Source organism: Arthrobacter sp. Y3223164 (assembly GCF_059091005.1).
The window spans coordinates 1-18137 of sequence record NZ_JBNHGF010000020.1; the positions used below are offsets into that span (position 1 = coordinate 1).

At 66.5% G+C, this 18137-nt stretch carries 15 protein-coding genes; 13 read left to right on the forward strand and 2 right to left on the reverse strand.

Translation table 11 applies throughout. From position 1 onward, the window contains the following. From AC5RUJ_RS02660 to AC5RUJ_RS02675, 4 genes are all read left to right on the forward strand, one after another. Nucleotides 1–191: SelB domain-containing protein (locus tag AC5RUJ_RS02660; RefSeq protein WP_494155585.1), on the forward strand; the 191-nt coding region annotated here is incomplete at its 5' end. A 381-nt stretch (nt 192–572) separates the two neighbouring features. After that, nucleotides 573–2360, forward strand: a complete 1788-nt coding sequence (locus AC5RUJ_RS02665) for an ABC transporter family substrate-binding protein (protein ID WP_494075562.1) — start codon at nt 573–575, stop codon at nt 2358–2360. Between the two features lie 211 nt (nt 2361–2571). Further along, nucleotides 2572–4113: an ABC transporter permease gene (locus AC5RUJ_RS02670; protein ID WP_494049643.1), complete on the forward strand. Its 1542-nt coding sequence runs from the start codon at nt 2572–2574 to the stop codon at nt 4111–4113. After that, nucleotides 4110–5138, forward strand: coding sequence for an ABC transporter permease (locus tag AC5RUJ_RS02675; RefSeq protein WP_494000318.1), 1029 nt, complete (start codon nt 4110–4112; stop codon nt 5136–5138). The genes AC5RUJ_RS02670 and AC5RUJ_RS02675 overlap by 4 nt, the downstream gene beginning before the upstream one ends. A gap of 40 nt (nt 5139–5178) precedes the next feature. Here the strand turns inward: AC5RUJ_RS02675 and AC5RUJ_RS02680 are convergent, their stop codons facing one another. Then, nucleotides 5179–5802 carry a PH domain-containing protein gene (locus AC5RUJ_RS02680; RefSeq protein WP_494128752.1) on the reverse strand — a complete coding sequence of 208 codons (624 nt, stop codon included), beginning with the start codon at nt 5800–5802 and terminating at the stop codon, nt 5179–5181. A gap of 80 nt (nt 5803–5882) precedes the next feature. Between AC5RUJ_RS02680 and AC5RUJ_RS02685 the strand changes: the two genes are divergently transcribed. The 8 genes from AC5RUJ_RS02685 (at nt 5883) to AC5RUJ_RS02720 (ending at nt 16555) form a co-directional block, all read left to right on the forward strand. Then, nucleotides 5883–7703 (forward strand): ABC transporter ATP-binding protein, encoded by a 1821-nt coding sequence (locus AC5RUJ_RS02685; RefSeq protein ID WP_494128751.1) that lies wholly within the window; start codon nt 5883–5885, stop codon nt 7701–7703. A gap of 131 nt (nt 7704–7834) precedes the next feature. After that, a complete protein-coding gene (locus AC5RUJ_RS02690) occupies nt 7835–8371 on the forward strand; it encodes a hypothetical protein (RefSeq protein ID WP_494022613.1) in 537 nt (178 codons plus the stop codon). 255 nt (nt 8372–8626) lie between these two features. Continuing rightward, nucleotides 8627–10267 carry a peptide ABC transporter substrate-binding protein gene (locus AC5RUJ_RS02695; RefSeq protein ID WP_494074148.1) on the forward strand — a complete coding sequence of 547 codons (1641 nt, stop codon included), beginning with the start codon at nt 8627–8629 and terminating at the stop codon, nt 10265–10267. A gap of 124 nt (nt 10268–10391) precedes the next feature. After that, the gene (locus AC5RUJ_RS02700) at nt 10392–11318 is read left to right on the forward strand and encodes an ABC transporter permease (RefSeq protein WP_494074149.1); all 927 of its coding nucleotides are present in this window, start codon (nt 10392–10394) and stop codon (nt 11316–11318) included. After that, nucleotides 11311–12279, forward strand: a complete 969-nt coding sequence (locus tag AC5RUJ_RS02705) for an ABC transporter permease (protein ID WP_494074150.1) — start codon at nt 11311–11313, stop codon at nt 12277–12279. Before AC5RUJ_RS02700 ends, AC5RUJ_RS02705 begins: the two co-directional genes overlap by 8 nt. Then, complete coding sequence (locus AC5RUJ_RS02710; RefSeq protein WP_494128750.1) at nt 12276–13967, forward strand: dipeptide ABC transporter ATP-binding protein; 1692 nt, start codon at nt 12276–12278, stop codon at nt 13965–13967. Before AC5RUJ_RS02705 ends, AC5RUJ_RS02710 begins: the two co-directional genes overlap by 4 nt. 160 nt (nt 13968–14127) lie before the next feature. After that, entirely contained in the window at nt 14128–16050 is a 1923-nt protein-coding gene (gene typA / locus AC5RUJ_RS02715) for a translational GTPase TypA (RefSeq protein WP_494000310.1), read from the forward strand. Nucleotides 16051–16060: 10 nt separating this feature from the next. Continuing rightward, complete coding sequence (locus AC5RUJ_RS02720; protein ID WP_494000309.1) at nt 16061–16555, forward strand: hypothetical protein; 495 nt, start codon at nt 16061–16063, stop codon at nt 16553–16555. A 24-nt stretch (nt 16556–16579) separates the two neighbouring features. Here AC5RUJ_RS02720 and AC5RUJ_RS02725 read toward each other — a convergent pair whose 3' ends face one another. Then, nucleotides 16580–17074, reverse strand: a complete 495-nt coding sequence (locus AC5RUJ_RS02725; protein ID WP_494000308.1) for an ArsR/SmtB family transcription factor — start codon at nt 17072–17074, stop codon at nt 16580–16582. 68 nt (nt 17075–17142) lie between these two features. Here AC5RUJ_RS02725 and AC5RUJ_RS02730 point away from each other — a divergent pair. After that, the coding region (locus tag AC5RUJ_RS02730; protein ID WP_494155586.1) for an MFS transporter at nt 17143–18137 on the forward strand (995 nt) is incomplete at its 3' end.

The window sequence follows — 18137 nt, forward strand, 5'->3', positions numbered from 1 at the left end:
CGCCCGCCCTGGCGATGCGGGAACTGGCCCGCCTGCCCGAGCCCTTCACGGCCAGCGAGGCACGCCGGGCTCTGGGCACCACCAGGCGGGTGGCCATCCCGCTGCTCGAACACCTCGACGCACGCGGTTGGACACGACGGCTCGACTCCGGCCAGCGGACCCTCGTGCGTCGGGCCCAATCGACGGGCTAAGGGGCCGCGGCGGTCGGCGACCCGGACACGAATCGGTTAGCCGCCGATAACTGAAACTTGTCTGAGGCAACCGTTTCCGGCGGTGCCCCCAGCCCTCCCACAGGCCGGGATCGCCGTGTTTCCGGGCATCCGGCCCCGACTCCCGCCCGGGGTCGAAGTTTTCGCCCCGTGGCGGCCCGTGGCTTTAAGGTTGCATCTCGGTAACAACCGGATATGAAGCGAAGTTTTTATACCCAAGCCGAGGGGTTCCGGTTTACGCTCTATTGCGTGTGAGACATGCCACGTTCGGCGGGAAGCTCGTTGAACTTCAGGCGACGCGGTCTATGTCCGTCCCCTGCAGCACTGCAGGGGACCTTCCAAAGACAGAAACAAGGAGGCGGAATGCGTTTCGGACGTACTTCCAAAGCTATCGGGGTCGCGGCTGTTGCAGCCCTGGCCCTGAGCGCCTGCGCGACTTCGGGTGGCGGAAATTCCCCCGAGGGCACAGGCGATTCCACCGCGGCTGGAGCCGGTGGTTCCATCAGCGTCGCTGAAGTGAACGCCTTCAGCTCCTTCAACTCGGACACGGCCGTCGGCAACGTCGATATCAACTCGAAGATCTCGTACCTGACCCATGCGGACTTCAACTACATCGACAACGAACTCAACGTGGTCAAGAACGAAGAATTCGGCACCTACGAGAAGGTCAGCGAAGACCCGCTGACCATCAAGTACACGGTCAACGAGGGCGTCGCCTGGTCGGACGGCAACCCGGTCGACGCCGGCGACCTGCTGCTCGCCTGGGCCGTCTACTCCGGCCATTTCGACGATGCCACCTACAACGACGAGGGTGAAGTCGACAAGGGCACTGCCTACTTCTCCTACGCCGGCGACACCTCCGGCCTGGGCCTGACCGACAAGCCCGAGATCAGCGACGACGGCCGCTCCATTACGCTGAAGTACTCCAAGCCGTTCGCCGACTGGGAGATCTCCTACGGGGTCCTGGACAGCCCGGCCCACGTGGTGGCCGAGAAGGCCGGACTGGCAGACGAGCAGGCACTGGTCGACCTGATCAGCGAGAGCCCCAAGGGCAACCCGGACAAGCCGGCCGAGAACAAAGAGCTCAAGGCCGTCGCCGATTTCTGGAACACCGGTTTCGACAGCAAGACCCTCCCGTCGGACGCCAGCCTCTACCTCTCCACCGGCCCGTTCATCGTGGACAGCATCACTCCTGATCAGTCCATGACCCTGGTCCGCAACGAGGCCTACGAATTCGGACCGATGCCGAACGTGGAGGAAATCACCATCCGCTACATCGGCGCCGCTCCGGATCAGGTCCAGGCGCTGAAGAACGGCGAAGTGGACATCATCGCCCCGCAGGCGTCCGCCGACACCGTGGAACTGCTCGAAGGGCTGGAGGGCGTGACCGTCAACCGCGGCGAGCAGCTCTCCTATGACCACATCGACCTGAACTTCTCGGGCGTCTTCAAGGAAGCCAACGTCCGCGAAGCGTTCATGAAGGCCGTGCCGCGCAAGGCCATCGTCGACCGCCTGATGGCTCCGCTGGATCCGGAGGCCAAGCCGCTGGATTCCCAGTTCTTCGTGCCGGCGCAGGCCGGGTACGAGGACTCCGCCGCCAACAACGGCTCCGAGAACTACCAGGAAGCCGACATCGAGGGTGCCAAGGAGCTGCTGGCCGGCGCCACGCCCGAGGTCCGGATCATGTACAACAAGGACAACCCCAACCGCGTGGACGCCTTCACGCTGATCGAGGAATCCGCCTCCAAGGCCGGCTTCAAGATCGTCGACGGCGGCCTGGGCGGCTCCGACTGGGGCTCGGCCCTGGGCGGCGGCACCTACGATGCCACCATCTTCGGCTGGATCTCCCCGGGCGTGGGCGTCAGCGGCGTGCCGCAGATCTTCCGCACCAAGGCCGACTCCAACTACAACGGTTTCTCGAGCAAGGAAGCCGACGCCCTGATGGACGAGCTGATCGTCACCACGGAGCCGGAGAAGCAGGACGAACTCATCAAGCAGATCGACAAGATCGTCTGGGATTCGTTCTACGGCCTGCCACTGTTCCAGCCGGTCGGCATCGATGCCTACAACAGCGAGCGGATCGACGGTGTGAAGTACATGCCGAACCAGACCGGCGTCTGGTGGAACTTCTGGGAGTGGAAGGTTAAGTAACCGCCCCGCCTGTTCCTCGGCAGATAGCATGCAAGGCGTCGGGACCTTGAGTACCACGGTCCCGGCGCCTTGCGCCATTTACCACCGGATTTGCCCGCATAAGTGATTGGGATTTCCCAAATTCCGCTCGTGTGTAACCTGCATTACACTCACTGTGAAAATGCCGGATCCACAAGATCCGCAGACACATACCAACGAGGTTAAAAACGCTATGGTGACCTACATTGTGCGGCGGTTATTCACCGCCGTGCTCATTCTCCTAGGTGCCTCTTTCCTGGTCTATCAGTTGACGGCGCTGTCGGGTGATCCCCTGCACGACCTCCGGGAAAGCAACGCCGCGAACAAGGAGCAGCTCATGCAGCAGCGCATCGCGCTGCTCGACCTGGGCACACCGGCACCCATCCGGTACTTCGGCTGGCTGGCGGGCGCCGCCAAGTGCGTCGTCCCGTTCGTGGCGCAGTGCGACCTGGGCTATGCCGTCAACGGCCAGCCGGTCACCGTCGAACTGGGCCGGGCCATGGGCATGACCATCCTGCTGGTCACGGCGGCAACAGTCCTCGCCATCATCATTGGTGTTTCCCTGGGCATTGTTTCGGCACTGCGCCAGTACAGCGCCCTGGATTACGGCATCACCTTCATGGCGTTCCTATTCTTTTCACTTCCCGTTTTCTGGGTAGCCGTCCTGCTGAAAGAATTCGGTGCCATTGGATTCAATAACTTCCTGAAAAATCCCGACATACCGCTGCAATCCATCCTCATCATCGGGTTGGTCAGCGCGGCCGTGTGGTTCGTCTGCGCCAACGGCAGCTACAAACGGAAACTGGGCGCCGCCGGAATCGGTTTCCTGCTGGCTGCCGCAGTGTTCTGGGGTCTGTCGGTCACCCAGTGGTTCAAGACTCCCGGGCTCGGCCTGGCGGTTATCGCCATCAGCGGCGTCGGCATCGCCTTCGGCATCACCCTGCTGGCCGCGGGCCTGAAGAACCGCAAGGCGCTCTACTCTGCGCTCATCAGCGTCGGCATCGGCGTGATCATCTACTTCCCGATCCAGCCGCTCCTGGCCCAGGCCACCGGGCTGATGATCTTCCTGCTGGCCCTTGCCGCCGTCCTGGTCGGGCTCGCGGTCGGCTGGTTGATGGGCGGCTATGACCGCCGCCAGAGCATGAATGCCGCGGCGATAACCTCCTTCCTGGTCGGATGCCTCATCGCGCTCGACCGCTTCATGCAGGCATGGCCCACCTACTTCACCAACGGGCGTGTCAACCAGCGGCCCATCGCCACCATCGGCTCGGAAACGCCGAACCTGAAGGGCGACTACTGGGTCCACGGCCTCGACACGTTCACCCACCTGCTGCTGCCCACCGTCGCGCTGCTGCTGATTTCCCTGGCGTCGTACAGCCGCTACTCGCGGTCGTCGATGTTGGAGATCATGAACATGGACTACATCCGCACCGCCCGGGCCAAGGGCCTGGGCGAGCGCACCGTGGTCATGCGCCACGCGTTCCGCAACGCGCTGATTCCGATCGCCACGATCGTCGCCTTCGATATCGGCGGGCTGATCGGCGGCGCGGTGATCACCGAGCAGGTGTTCGCCTTCGCCGGCATGGGGCAGCTGTTTATCCAGGCGCTGCAAAGGGTCGACCCGAATCCGGTGATGGGTGTCTTCCTCATCACCGGCATCCTGGCACTGGTGTTCAACCTTGTCGCGGACCTGGTCTACTCCGCGCTTGATCCGCGAGTGAGGGTAAAGGCATGAGCGCCACAGCAACGAAACCCGTCGCAGCCACCAACGAGAACAAGGCCGGCCTCAGCCAGGGCCAGATCGTCCGCAGGCGCTTCATCGGCAACACGGCAGCCGTCGTCAGCCTGGTGGTCTTTGGCCTGATCCTGCTGATCGCCTATTCGTCCAGCGGGATGTTCGGCCTGCCCGGCTGGTGGAAGTACACGCACAACGGCGTCAACGACATGGTGAACTCGGGAGCGCCCACCCTGCAGCTTTTCCCCTTCAGCCTGGGCGAACATCCGTTCGGACAGGACCGGCTGGGCCGCGATACTTTCGCCCAGACCATGCGCGGCATCCAGATCTCCGTGGCGGTAATGTTCATCATCGGCCTGGTCGGCGGCGCCATCGGGGTGGTCATCGGCGCACTCGCCGGCTACTTCCGCGGCTGGGTCGAAGCGGTGCTGATGCGGCTGACCGACGTCGTCATCGTCATCCCGCTGATCATCATCGCGGCGGTGCTCGGCCAAGTCGCCGGGCGGGCCGTCGGGCCCGGCATCCAGCCGTATTTCCTGGGCCTGTTCGTCGGCTGCGTGATCTGGACCGGCCTGGCCCGACTGGTCCGGGCGGAATTCCTGTCCCTGCGCGAGCGCGAATTCGTCGACGCCGCACGGATCGCCGGCGCCTCCAGCGCCCGGATCATCTTCAAGCACATCCTGCCGAATGCCGTGGGCGTCATCATCGTCTCGGTGACCCTGAGCATGTCGGCGGCGATCCTGCTGGAGACCAGCCTGTCCTACCTGGGCCTGGGCGTGAAGGCACCGGACGTCTCGCTGGGCCTGCTGATCAGCCAGAACCAGGAAGCGTTCCAGACCCGCCCGTGGCTGTTCTGGTGGCCGGGCATGTTCATCGTGGCCATCTGCCTGTGCATCAACTTCATCGGCGACGGACTGCGCGACGCGTTCGACCCGCGGCAGAAGAAGTTCAATGCCAAGCGGGCGAAGGCGGCAGCGGTTTCCGCGCACCCCGAGACCGGAACCACCGCGACGACGGGTGTCTAGGATGGGCACCCATCGCCTGCCCGGCCCCGTGAGGCCCGGCTCAGCGGGCCAGCGTTACGACGCTGAGTACCGCGAGCGCCGTCCCGACGGCGAGGACCGCCCAGTTCGGTGTCCGTCCCACCGGGACGTTGTCGGCATCTCCGATGCTGATGCTGCCAGCAGCCAGCAGCTCCGCCCAGCGCTTGCGGACGTAGTACGCGGCTGCCCCGGAATCGGTGTTCGCGAGATCGCCGGGGCGGACCGACTGCGCCGGCCCGTAGGTGGTCTCCGGAAGCCCCTGGACGTGATCGGCGCGGGCGCGGTGGACGCCGAACATGCCGGGAGCCGGTGCCGCCCACGAGGTGTACTTGCCGTGCGGGGTAACCAACGTCAGCGCATACTTGGTGTCCACCGTCGCCAGGGCTCCCCAGGGCACGGAGACGGTCCGCACCGGGTTGCGCAACACCACGCCGTCGTCGTCGATAACGACGGCGGGATACCAGGCCAGCCACCAGGTCAGATAGGCAATAGCGAGCAGCGGCCAGGAGACGAGCAGGCTGCCCGGGCCGTGGGTCAGCACCGAGGACGCCAGGCTGACCGCCACGATCGCCCAGACGCTTCCCGTGAACCAGGTCGCGGAGCGCGGACGGAAGACCGTGGTGCCGGCGGCAGCAGACGTTGTCATGCCCCCATAGTTTCAGGACCGGGTACCGGTTCTCCAGTAGCCACAACCAACTGCGACAGGTTGGAAGGGAAAGACCAGCTATGACTGAAATCATCGATCCGACGCTGCCGGCAGGAAAACTGGAGACGGCCGGCGGAACACCACCCGTCCTGGAGGTCACCAACCTCAGCGTGGATTTCGGCGTGGACAAGGAGTGGGTGCCGGCCGCGATTGGCCTCACCTACGATGTCAAGGCCGGCGAGGTCCTGGCGATCGTGGGCGAATCCGGTTCCGGCAAGAGCGCCAGCTCGATGGCGTTGCTGGGCCTGCTCCCGGCCAACAGCCGTGCCACCGGAAGCGTCAAGCTCAACGGCCGGGAGATCCTGGGCCTCAGCAGCGCCAAGCTCCGGCAGGTGCGCGGCAAGGACGTCGCCGTGATCTTCCAGGAACCCATGACGGCGATGAACCCGGTGTACACCATCGGGTTCCAGATCGTGGAAACGCTGCGGCTGCACTATGCCATCTCGCCCAGCGAGGCGAAGAAGCGGGCACTGCGGCTGCTGGAGCTCGTCGAGCTGCCCGACCCGGAAAAGGCCTTCCGGTCCTACCCGCACCAGCTGTCGGGCGGCCAGCGCCAGCGCGCCATGATCGCCCAGTCGCTCTCCTGCGACCCCAAACTGCTGATCGCCGATGAGCCCACTACCGCCCTGGACGTTACCGTCCAGGCCGAAATCCTGGACCTGATGCGCAACCTGCGCAACAAACTGGACAGCGCCATCGTGCTGATCACCCACGACATGGGCGTGGTCGCCGACCTGGCCGACAAGATCGCCGTGATGCGCCGAGGCCGCATCGTGGAGGCCGGCACCGCGTTGGAAATCTTCAACAACCCCCGGCACGAATACACGCAGGCCTTGCTGGCCGCCGTGCCGCACCTGGGCGGGCGCCCCGAGGACGGAACGGAAGTCGACCTCACGGCGGCGCTGGCCGCCGCCACCGGGGTCTCGCTGAGCATCGACGAGACCGAGCTGCAGCGGCGCGAACGCGAAAACGCCGAAGCCCTGGCGCACTCACGCCATGAATCGGCCAAGGGCGACCCGGTGCTCCAGCTGACCAATGTGGCCATCGAATATCCGAAACAGGGCCGGGTGCCCGCCTTCCGCGCCGTGGAGGGGGCCAACCTGTCCATCTATCCGGGACAGGTGGTCGGGCTGGTCGGAGAATCCGGATCGGGCAAGACCACGATTGGCCGCGCCGCCGTGGGACTGCTGCCCGTCGCGGAGGGCTCCCTGCGGGTGGTGGGCCACGAGATCGCCGGCGCCCGGCCCAAGCAGCTGCACGCGCTGCGCCGCCACGTGGGCATGGTGTTCCAGGACCCGTCGTCCTCGCTGAACCCCCGGCTGCCGATCGGCGAGAGCATCGGCGAACCGATGTACCTCGCCGGCGTCGCCAAGGGTGCCGCCCTGCAGCGGAAGATCGAGGCGCTGCTGGACCAGGTGGAGCTGCCGCGCGCGTACCGCAACCGCTATCCGCACGAACTTTCCGGTGGCCAGAAGCAGCGCGTGGGCATCGCCCGGGCACTGTCGCTGGAGCCGAAACTGATGGTGGCGGACGAACCCACCTCCGCGCTGGACGTGTCGGTCCAGGCCACCGTGCTGGACCTGTTCCAGAACCTGCAACAGGAACTGGGCTTCGCCTGCCTGTTCGTCACCCACGACCTGGCCGTCATCGACGTGCTCGCGGACCGCATTTGCGTGATGCGCCACGGCCGGATCGTTGAGCAGGGCACCCGGGACGAGATCCTGCGCAACCCGCAGGAAGTGTACACCCAGCGGCTGCTGGCGGCAGTGCCGTTGCCCGATCCGGAAAAGCAGCGCGAGCGCCGCGAGCTGCGCGCCCAGCTGCTGGCCGCCGGCGACTGACAGACCCGCAAGCCCGCCATCCACAGTGCCGAGCCCCCGCCCATGATGAAATGGCGGCGGGGGCTCAGCCGCCCCTGACCGGTGCGCTGCCGCGACGGTGCCGCCGGTCATCGCGCAATCCAGGAGTGTTAGTGGTACGCAGCATGAATATCGAGGCGATCGAAAAGGGCATCGGCGTCAGTTGGGCCGAAGTGGAGGAGTACTTGGCCGGAATTAACGCCAAGGAACTCAGCCACAAGGAGATCGCCGCTGCCTTGCACGAGTCGGGGCTCGCGGACGGCTGGTGGGCGCAGACGGCCACCGTCGCCTACGAACAGCAGATCGGCCGGCGCCAGCCCGGCCAGGACTGCGACGGGGAGTTCCAAACCTCGGTGAGCAAGACCGTCACCGGAAGCATGGATGAGGCGCGGAACAAGTGGGTGGCCGTGGTGGGTGCGGCGGAGGAATTCTCGGGCATCGCGGTCACTCGCGGACCCGAGTTGAGCGACACCGCCAAGTGGCGGTACTGGCGCTGCGGCTTGGCCGACGGCTCCCGGGTCAGCGTGCATATTTATGAGAAGCCTTCGGGCAAGTCCTCGGTGGGAGTGCAGCATGAACGGCTCGAGTCGACCGAGCAGCTCGACCACTGGCGTGCCTACTGGAAAGCAAAGCTCGCCGAGCTGTCCTGAGCGGACCGAGACCGGTCCGTCGCCGTCGCCCGGAGAGCGTTCGTTTCGGGCCGCCGGGCCCGGAACGTCGGCAGCGGCCGCTTTAGCATCCCTTTTCACCAAATTGCAACCCAATTGGAAGCACGGCCTGTTATCAGCGTCACAGTTGGCGCATATGCTGGTGCCACCTGAGCCTGCGCGGCCGAGATCCATGCCGGCGCGGAAAGGTCCGGCGTCACAAGCCGCCGGATGGAGCACGGTACCTGAGGAGGCGGCATGCGTTTCGCTCGAACATCCCGGCTGGTTGGACTGGCAGCCGCAGCAGCGCTCGCGGTCACGGCCTGTGGGGGCGGCGATGGTGGCGGCGGCACGGAGGCCGGCGGCGGCAACGCCGAGGCGGTGATCACGGCCAACAGCACGGAGCCGCAGAACCCGCTGGTCCCCACCAACACCAACGAGGTCGGCGGCGGCCGCGTGGTGGACCTCATCTTCGAGGGGCTGATCAGCTACGATCCCGAGGGCAAACCGGTCAATGAGGTGGCGGAATCCATCGAGACCGAGGACTCGCAGAATTACACGATCACCCTGAAGCCGGACCAGACGTTCACCAACGGCGACCCGGTCACCTCCAGTTCCTTCGTGGACGCCTGGAACTACGGTGCCGCCGTCGAGAACGCCCAGCTGAGTGCCTATTTCTTCGAAAGCATCGAAGGATACGACGAGGTCAGCTCCGAGGGCGCGACCACGAAGGAGATGTCCGGGCTCAAGGTCGTCGACGACACGACCTTCACCGTGGCGTTGAGCCAGCCCGAATCCGACTGGCCGTTGCGCCTGGGCTACACGGCGTTCGTGCCGCTGCCGCCCGTGGCCTTCGAGGACATGGAGGCCTTCGGGGAGAACCCGGTCGGGAACGGTCCCTACATGCTGGGCGGCGACGGCGCGTGGCAGCACGACGTGCAGATCGAACTGGTGCCGAACCCGGACTACCAGGGCACCCGGACCCCGCAGAACGGCGGGATCACCTTCAAGTTCTATTCGTCCTTCGAGGCGGCCTACCAGGACCTGCTCTCGGACAACCTGGACGTGCTCGACACCATCCCGCCGAGCGCCCTGGCAAACTTCAAGACCGACCTCGGCGAGGGCCGCTGGCTGGAAAAGCCGTATGCCGGCAACCAGACCATCGTCATTCCCCAGTACCTGGACGAATGGACCGGCGAGGCCGGCCAGCTGCGGCGGCAGGCCATCTCCATGGCGATCAACCGGGACGAGATCACCCAGGTGATCTTCCAGGGCGGCCGGCAGCCGGCCACCGAGTTCACCGCCCCCGTGCTCACCGGCTACAGCGACAGCATCCCCGGCAACGAAGTGCTGCAGTACAACGAGGAGGAGGCCAAGCGGCTGTGGGCGGAAGCCGACAAGATCGAACCGTGGGGCGACAGGACGTTCACCATCGCTTCCAACGCCGACGGCGGGCACAAGGAATGGATCGAAGCAGTCGTCAACGGCCTGAAGAACGTGCTCGGCATCGACGCCCAGTTCGAGTCGTACGCCACCTTCCCCGAGCTGAGGACCAAGGTCACGGCGAAGGAAATGACCGGCGCCGCGCGTGCCGGCTGGCAGGCCGACTACCCGTCGCTGTACAACTTCCTCGGGCCGCTGTACGGCACCGGAGCGGGTTCCAACGACGGCGACTACTCCAACAAGGAATTCGACCAGAAGCTGCGTGACGGGCTGGGTGCGGCCACGCCGGAAGAGGGCAACCAGATCTTCAACGAGGCGCAGGAGATCCTGATGCGGGACCTGCCCGCCATCCCGCTGTGGTACCAGGTCCGGCAGGTCGGCTGGAGTTCCGTCGTTGAGAACGTGGACACCGCCTGGAACGGGGTGCCGATCTACCACCAGATCACCGGCAAGTGACCCCGGGCGTTGCGGGGCCTGGCCGCGGCCGGGCCCCCGCAACGCGCCCCAGCTCCCGATCCCACCGAGAGGCAGGATTGATGATCCATCACTTGGCGGCACGCCGGGCGCAAGGAGGAAGCTAGTGCTCTGGTACATTCTCCGCCGCTTCCTGCAGATGATCCCGGTGTTCTTCGGCGCCACGTTCCTGGTCTATTTCCTCGTTTTTTCGCTGCCGGGCGATCCCATCCAGGCCCTGTTCGGCGACCGGGCCGTCAACCCCGCCGTGGCCGCCCAGCTCCGGGCGCAGTACAACCTGGACCAGCCGTTCCTCATCCAGTACGTCCTCTACCTGAAAAACCTCGTCACCTTCAACCTCGGCAACGACTTCTCCGGCAGGCCCGTCGCCGAGGTGCTCGCCCAAATCTTCCCGGTCACGGTCCGGCTCGCCATCCTCGCGCTGATCTTCGAAGCCGTCTTCGGCATCCTCTTCGGATTGATCGCCGGGCTGCGGAAGGGCCGGATGTTTGACGGTACCGTGCTGGTCGCCTCGCTGATCGTCATCGCCATCCCGATTTTCGTCCTCGGTTTCGTCCTGCAGTTCCTCGTCGGCGTCAAGCTCGGCTGGGCCAGACCCACGGTCGGCGCCCAGGCGGGCTGGTCCGACCTGATACTCCCCGCCGTCGTGCTGGGCCTGGTGTCGCTGGCCTACGTGCTGCGCCTGACCCGAACCTCCATCATCGAGAACATGAACGCCGACTACGTGCGCACCGCAATGGCCAAGGGATTGTCCCGGCCGCGCGTCGTCGTCGTGCATATCCTGCGGAACTCGATGATCCCGGTCGTGACGTTCCTGGGCGCCGACCTCGGAGCCCTGATGGGCGGGGCGATCGTGACCGAGGGCATCTTCAACGTCCCCGGCGTCGGCCAGCGCCTGTACCAGTCGGTGCTGCGGGGCGAGGGCCCCACCATCGTGTCCATCGTCAGCGTGCTCGTGCTCGTGTACATCCTGGCCAACCTGCTGGTGGACGTGCTCTATGCCTGGCTCGACCCGAGGATCCGTTATGCCTAGAGAACCGCTGGAACGCGACAACCAGGCCATCGAGCATTTCGTGGCGCCGCTGGACGAAACGCCGCTGCTGGCGACTGACAAGGTCGACGAGGATGTCCAGCCGCTGAGCCTGTGGGCCGAAGCCTGGCGGAACCTGCGGAGGCAGCCGCTCTTCATCATCTCGGCGCTGCTGCTGGTGCTGGTCATCGTCGTGGCGCTCTTCCCGTGGATTTTCACCCAGACGCCGCCGGCGCAAAACTGCCTGCTGGCCAATTCCGACGGCGGACCGGCGCCCGGGCACCCGCTGGGGTTCACCAAGCAGGGTTGCGACGTCTATTCGCGCATCATCTACGGGACCCAGGCGTCGCTGACGGTGGGTATCTTCGCCACGCTCGGCGCCCTGCTGATCGGCGGGACGCTCGGCGCCGTCGCCGGGTTCTACGGCGGCTGGCTGGACTCGGTGATCGCCCGAATCGGCGACGTCTTCTTCGCGCTGCCGCTGATCCTCGGCGCCATCATCATCATGCAGCTGCCGTTGTTCCGGGCCAACCGCAACGTCTGGACGGTGGTCATCACGCTGGTGGTCTTCGGCTGGCCGCAGGTGGCCCGCATCACCCGGGGCGCTGTCATTTCCGTGCGGAACGCCGACTTCGTCACGGCGGCCCGGTCGCTGGGCGTCTCCAGGCTTGCCGCGCTGGTCAAACACGTCATTCCCAACTCGCTGGCGCCCGTCATCGTGGTGGTGACCGTGAACCTGGGGATCTTCATCGTGGCCGAGGCCACCCTGTCCTTTTTGGGCATTGGGCTGCCGCCCGACGTGATGTCCTGGGGCAATGACATCTCCGCGGCCCAGGTGTCGCTGCGCTCCAACCCGGCCAGCCTGCTCTGGCCGGCACTGGCGCTGTCGGTCACCGTGCTGAGCTTCATCATGCTCGGCGACGCCCTCCGGGACGCCCTTGACCCGAAGGCGAGGAAGCGATGACGCACATCCGCGAAGTCGACGGCGCCGCGCCCCTGCTGCAGATCAAAGACCTGGCGATTACGTTTCGAACGTCCACCGGCGACGTGGAAGCGGTCAAAGACGCCCACCTGACCGTCATGCCGGGGGAGACCGTGGCGATAGTGGGCGAATCAGGCTCGGGCAAGTCGACCACCGCGCTGGCGGCCATCGGCCTGCTCCCGGAGAACGGCCGGGTCTCCGGCGGGCAGATCGTCTTCGCCGGGGAAGACCTGGCCGGCGCCAGCAGCCAGCGGATCGTGGAACTGCGCGGCAATTCGATCGGCATGGTGCCCCAGGACCCCATGTCCAACCTCAACCCGGTGTGGAAGATCGGCTTCCAGGTCAGGGAAACGCTGCGCGCCAACGGGCTCCGGTCCGATAACGCCGCGGTGGCCAAAGTGCTGGCCGAGGCGGGGTTGCCCGATGCCGCCAGCCGTTCACGGCAGTTCCCGCACGAGTTTTCCGGCGGCATGCGCCAGCGCGCCCTGATCGCCATCGGCCTGTCGTGCCGGCCGCGGCTGCTGATTGCCGACGAACCCACCTCGGCCCTCGACGTGACGGTGCAGCGCCAGATCCTGGACCACTTGGAATCGATGACCCGGGACCTTGGCACCGCCGTCCTGCTGATCACGCATGACCTGGGCCTGGCCGCCGAACGTGCCCGCAAGGTGGTGGTGATGTACAAGGGCCGGGTGGTGGAGTCGGGTCCTGCCCTGCAGATACTGCAGAACCCGCGCCACCCCTACACCCGGCGGCTGGTCGAGTCCGCGCCGTCCCTGGCCTCGCGGCGGATCCAGTCGGCGAAGGCCGCCGGCATCGAAACCACGGAACTGCTGGCCCCGGTCGGCCAGGAGGCCCAAGCCACGGACAATGTCATCGAGGTCAAGGACCTGACCAAGGTCTTCAAACTGCGCAGCGGGTTTGGGAAGTCCACCGACTTCACCGCCGTGGACAATGTGTCCTTCAATATCAAGCGCGGAACCACGATGGCGGTGGTGGGGGAGTCGGGATCCGGCAAGTCCACGGTGGCAAAGATGGTCCTGAACCTCGAGTCGCCGACCAGCGGCCGCATTGTCTTCGACGGCGTGGACATGACCGGGCTCAACGCCAAGGCACTGCTGGCCTTCCGTCGGCGGGTCCAGCCGATCTTCCAGGATCCCTACGGATCGCTGGACCCCATGTACAACATCTTCCGCACCATCGAGGAGCCGCTGCGCGTGCACAACATCGGCGACCGCAAGAGCCGTGAAGCCAAGGTCCGGCGGCTGCTGGACCAGGTGGCGCTTCCGGCGTCCGCCATGCGCCGGTTCCCGAACGAGCTCTCCGGGGGCCAGCGCCAACGGGTCGCCATCGCGCGTGCGCTGGCCCTGGATCCCGAGGTCGTGATCTGCGACGAGGCCGTCTCCGCGCTGGACGTGCTGGTCCAAGCCCAGATCCTGGACTTGCTGGCGGGCCTGCAGCAGGACCTGGGGCTGAGCTACCTGTTCATCACGCACGACCTGGCCGTGGTCAGGCAGATCGCCGACCACGTCACCGTGATGGAAAAGGGCAGGGTGGTGGAGGCCGGCACCACGGACGGCGTCTTCGATTCTCCGCAGCAGCGGTACACGCAGGAGCTGCTGGCCGCCATTCCCGGCGCGAGCCTGGAGTTGCCGCCGGAGGTGGCCTGACACGGGATTCCGGCCCCGTCGCCGGCCCGGGGTCCGGGGCCCCGTTAGGCCATGAGTGGCGTTGCGGATTACAATGGAGTGCCTACCCGCATCCGGGCACGGCGCTGGCTGTCCGATATTAGGCCCAGGTTCCATGTAATCCACGGAAGAGTAATCCCGCATGTCTGAAACCACCGCATCGACGCAGAGCGCCGTCCGCAGCGACCTTCGCAACGTCGCGATCGTAGCCCACGTCGACCACGGGAAGACCACCCTCGTGGATGCCATGCTGAAGCACACCGGTGCCTTCTCCAGCCACGGCGAAACCGAAGAGCGCGTCATGGACTCCGGGGAACTGGAACGTGAAAAGGGCATCACCATCCTGGCCAAGAACACCACCGTGTTCTACTCCGGCCCGGCCGCCCAGGGCGAGACCATCACCATCAGCGTGATCGACACTCCCGGCCACGCCGACTTCGGCGGCGAGGTGGAGCGCGGCCTGTCCATGGTGGACGGCGTGGTTCTGCTGGTTGACGCTTCCGAGGGCCCGCTGCCGCAGACCCGTTTTGTGCTGCGCAAGGCGCTGGCCGCCAAGCTCCCCGTCATCCTGGTGGTCAACAAGACCGACCGCCCGGACGCCCGCATCGACGCCGTCGTTGCCGAGGCGATGGACCTGCTGCTGGGCCTGGCCTCGGACCTTGCCGACGAAGTCCCCGATCTGGACCTGGACGCCGTCCTCAACGTTCCCGTTGTCTACGCCTCCGGCAAGGCCGGCCGGGCCTCGCTGACCCAGCCCGCCGACGGTACCCTGCCGGAAGACGAGGACCTGGAGCCGCTGTTCGCCACCATCATGGAGCACGTGCCGGCCCCGTCCTATGACCCCGAGGGCGTGCTGCAGGCCCACGTGACCAACCTTGACGCCTCCCCGTTCCTGGGCCGCCTGGCGCTGCTGCGCATCTACAACGGCACCCTGCAGAAGGGGCAGACCGTGGCCTGGGCCCGCCAGGACGGCCAGCTGAAGAACGTCCGGATCTCCGAACTGCTGGCCACCAAGGGACTGACGCGCGTGCCGGCCGAATCCGCCGGCCCGGGCGAGATTGTCGCCGTCGCCGGCATCGAGGACATCACCATCGGCGAGACCCTGACCGACGCCGAGAACCCGCAGCCGCTGCCGCTGATCAAGGTGGACGACCCGGCCATCTCGATGACCATCGGCATCAACACCTCGCCGCTGGCCGGCAAGGTCAAGGGCGCCAAGGTCACCGCCCGCCAGGTCAAGGACCGGCTGGACAAGGAACTGGTGGGCAACGTCTCGCTGAAGGTGCTGCCGACCGAACGCCCGGATGCCTGGGAGGTCCAGGGCCGCGGCGAGCTGGCACTGGCCATCCTGGTGGAGCAGATGCGCCGCGAGGGCTTCGAGCTGACCGTGGGCAAGCCCCAGGTGGTCACCAAGACCATCGACGGCAAGGTGCACGAGCCGATGGAGCACATGACCATCGACGTGCCCGAGGAGTACCTCGGTGCCGTCACGCAGCTGCTGGCCGCCCGCAAGGGCCGGATGGTCAACATGGCCAACCACGGCACCGGCTGGGTCCGGATGGAGTTCATCGTTCCGGCCCGCGGCCTGATCGGTTTCCGCACCCGGTTCATGACCGAAACGCGGGGCGCGGGCATCGCCGCGTCCATCTCCGAGGGCTATGAGCCGTGGGCCGGGCCGATCGAGTACCGCACCAACGGTTCGATGGTGGCCGACCGGGCCGGCGTGGTCACGCCCTTCGCGATGATCAACCTGCAGGAACGCGGCTCCTTCTTCGTCCAGCCCACCTCGGAGGTCTACGAAGGCATGATCGTGGGCGAGAACTCGCGCGCTGACGACATGGACGTGAACATCACGAAGGAGAAGAAGCTCACCAACATGCGTGCCGCTTCCTCCGACAGCTTCGAGAACCTCACCCCGCCGCGGAACCTGACCCTGGAGGAGTCCCTCGAATTCGCCCGCGAGGACGAGTGCGTTGAGGTCACCCCGGAGTCGATCCGTATCCGCAAGGTGGTCCTGGACGCCAACGAGCGGCTCAAGGCCGCCCGGGCGCGCGCCCGGGCATAAACTGGACCCTATGACAGAGCAGAGGCAACCCGCCGGAGACCGCGGCGGGTTGCCTTCCGCTGTTTCCGGGCAGGGCCCCGAACGGCGCGCGGCACGACGGCGGAGTCCCGCCTTCCACGGGTGGGGCACGGCCGTCTTCGGGGCGGTGGCGACGGCGGTGGCGGGGACGGCCCTGCACTCGCAGATTCTCTATGCCGGGGAGTCCGGGTATCCGTGGGGCGCCGCGGCAGCCCTGCTGTTCGCCCTGGCGGTGATGGTCTGGGCCGGACTCAAGACGCATAACGTCCTGATGGCCGGCCTGACGGGCGTCCTCTCCTACGTCCTCGTCGGGCTGATGGCGATGGCTCCCGGCGGCGAGCCGCTGATCGTCACGGGAACCACGGCGGCGGTGGAACTGCCGATCGCCGTGGCGGGGCGGATCTGGATGATCGGGCTGGTTTTCGCCACCATCGTGGCGCTGCTGGTCTGCGCCTGGGCGCTCAAGCCGCGGCGGGCCGGCGCCTGACCGGCCCCGCCCGCGCGCGGGGCGTCAATTCGCCGTCTGGTCCAGATGGTGCGCCATGAAGATTGAGGTAGCAGTCCCGTCCTCGTCGGCGGGCAACATCGCGTATTCCTCGAAAATTGCGCGGATCTTCGCCAGCATCTCCTGGCGGTGCGCGTCGTTGAGCTTAATGCCCATCCGCGTGGTTTCGATCTCGTCCGGGGCCAGGCCGTCGATTTCCTGCAGGAAGGTCTCCACCAGCACCGGTGCCGCGTCCGGCATCTTCGCGCCCCAGGACATCCGGGTGGCGCGGTAGGGGACTTCCTTGGCCCCCCGGTTGCCCTTCCGCGGTTCCTCGGCCTCCAGAAAGCCGGTGTTGAGCAGTGTGCGCACGTGGTGCAGCGAGGTGGCCGGATTCAGGCCGAGCAGCTCCGCGATCTCTTTATTGGTCCGGGACCGGTGGAGGCAGAGCCGGAGAATGCGCAGCCGTACCGGGGAGCTGAGCGCCCGCCCGGCGGCTTGCAGGTCCTGATCCGTAGGCATGTCTCCAGCATACGACACCGGGCACCTAATGATTGACTTTCCCCAATCGCTACCCGAGACTGTGACCTGTGACCCAGCTACCCGCGCCCGGGGCCTCCGGAACCGCCCCGGCAGCCGGCGCCGCCCACCCGGGCGGGGCACCGCCGTCGTTATGGCGGGACCGGAACTTCCGCACCTTCTGGTCGGCTCAGGCGCTCAGCCAGGTCGGGGCCCAGGTCGGCCAGCTGGCCGTCCCGGTGCTCGCCGTGGCCGTGCTCGGGGCCAGCGAATTCCAGGTGGGTGTCCTCAATGCCAGCGCCACCGCCGCCTTTCTGCTGATCGGGTTGCCGGCGGGGGCCTGGGTGGACCGCTGGCTCAAACGGCGGGTCATGATCACGGCCGACCTGGTCCGTGCCGCCGCGATGCTGTCCGTGCCGCTGCTGTGGTGGGCGGGCGTGCTGCAGATGTGGCACCTGTACGCGGTGGCGGCCGTGCTCGGCTGCGCAACGGTGTTCTTCGACGTGGCCTACCAGAGCTACATCCCGGTCCTGGTGCGCGGCGACCAGGTGTCGTCGGCGAACTCCAAGCTGGAGAGCACCGCGCAGCTGGCGAGGATGGGCGGACCCGCCGCGGGCGGCGGCCTGCTGCAGGTGATGGCGGCTCCGCTGCTGTTCCTGGCGGATACGCTCGGCTACCTGTTCTCGGCCCTGTTCCTGGTCCGCACCTCGGACCGGGAAGTGCCTGCTCCGCGGCACGGCCGGAGGCCGCTCGCGGTGGAAATCCGGGAAGGGCTCGGCTTCGTGGTCCGGCACCCGCTGATCAGCCGGATAGCCGCGTGCACGGGTTTGACAAATTTCTTCGCCGGACTGGCCTTCACGCTGTTTCCCATCCTGGTGCTGCGCGAACTGGGTCTGGGCCCGGCCGCGCTGGGGCTGGTCTACTCGGTCGCCGCGGCCGGCGGGCTGCTGGGAGCGGTGGCGGCGCCCCGGCTGGCGAAGCTGGGTCACAGGTCACAGTCTCGGGTAGCGATTGGGGAAAGTCAATCATTAGGTGCCCGGTGTCGTATGCTGGAGACATGCCTACG

Bases quoted from the DNA above. Each gene is read 5' to 3' on its own strand.
- AC5RUJ_RS02725 (WP_494000308.1), bottom strand. From the start codon at position 17,074: ATGCCTACGGATCAGGACCTGCAAGCCGCCGGGCGGGCGCTCAGCTCC.
- AC5RUJ_RS02720 (WP_494000309.1), top strand. From the start codon at position 16,061: ATGACAGAGCAGAGGCAACCCGCCGGAGACCGCGGCGGGTTGCCTTCC.
- AC5RUJ_RS02705 (WP_494074150.1), top strand. From the start codon at position 11,311: ATGCCTAGAGAACCGCTGGAACGCGACAACCAGGCCATCGAGCATTTC.
- AC5RUJ_RS02710 (WP_494128750.1), top strand. From the start codon at position 12,276: ATGACGCACATCCGCGAAGTCGACGGCGCCGCGCCCCTGCTGCAGATC.
- AC5RUJ_RS02685 (WP_494128751.1), top strand. From the start codon at position 5,883: ATGACTGAAATCATCGATCCGACGCTGCCGGCAGGAAAACTGGAGACG.
- AC5RUJ_RS02680 (WP_494128752.1), bottom strand. From the start codon at position 5,802: ATGACAACGTCTGCTGCCGCCGGCACCACGGTCTTCCGTCCGCGCTCC.
- AC5RUJ_RS02670 (WP_494049643.1), top strand. From the start codon at position 2,572: ATGGTGACCTACATTGTGCGGCGGTTATTCACCGCCGTGCTCATTCTC.
- typA (WP_494000310.1), top strand. From the start codon at position 14,128: ATGTCTGAAACCACCGCATCGACGCAGAGCGCCGTCCGCAGCGACCTT.
- AC5RUJ_RS02675 (WP_494000318.1), top strand. From the start codon at position 4,110: ATGAGCGCCACAGCAACGAAACCCGTCGCAGCCACCAACGAGAACAAG.
- AC5RUJ_RS02665 (WP_494075562.1), top strand. From the start codon at position 573: ATGCGTTTCGGACGTACTTCCAAAGCTATCGGGGTCGCGGCTGTTGCA.
- AC5RUJ_RS02695 (WP_494074148.1), top strand. From the start codon at position 8,627: ATGCGTTTCGCTCGAACATCCCGGCTGGTTGGACTGGCAGCCGCAGCA.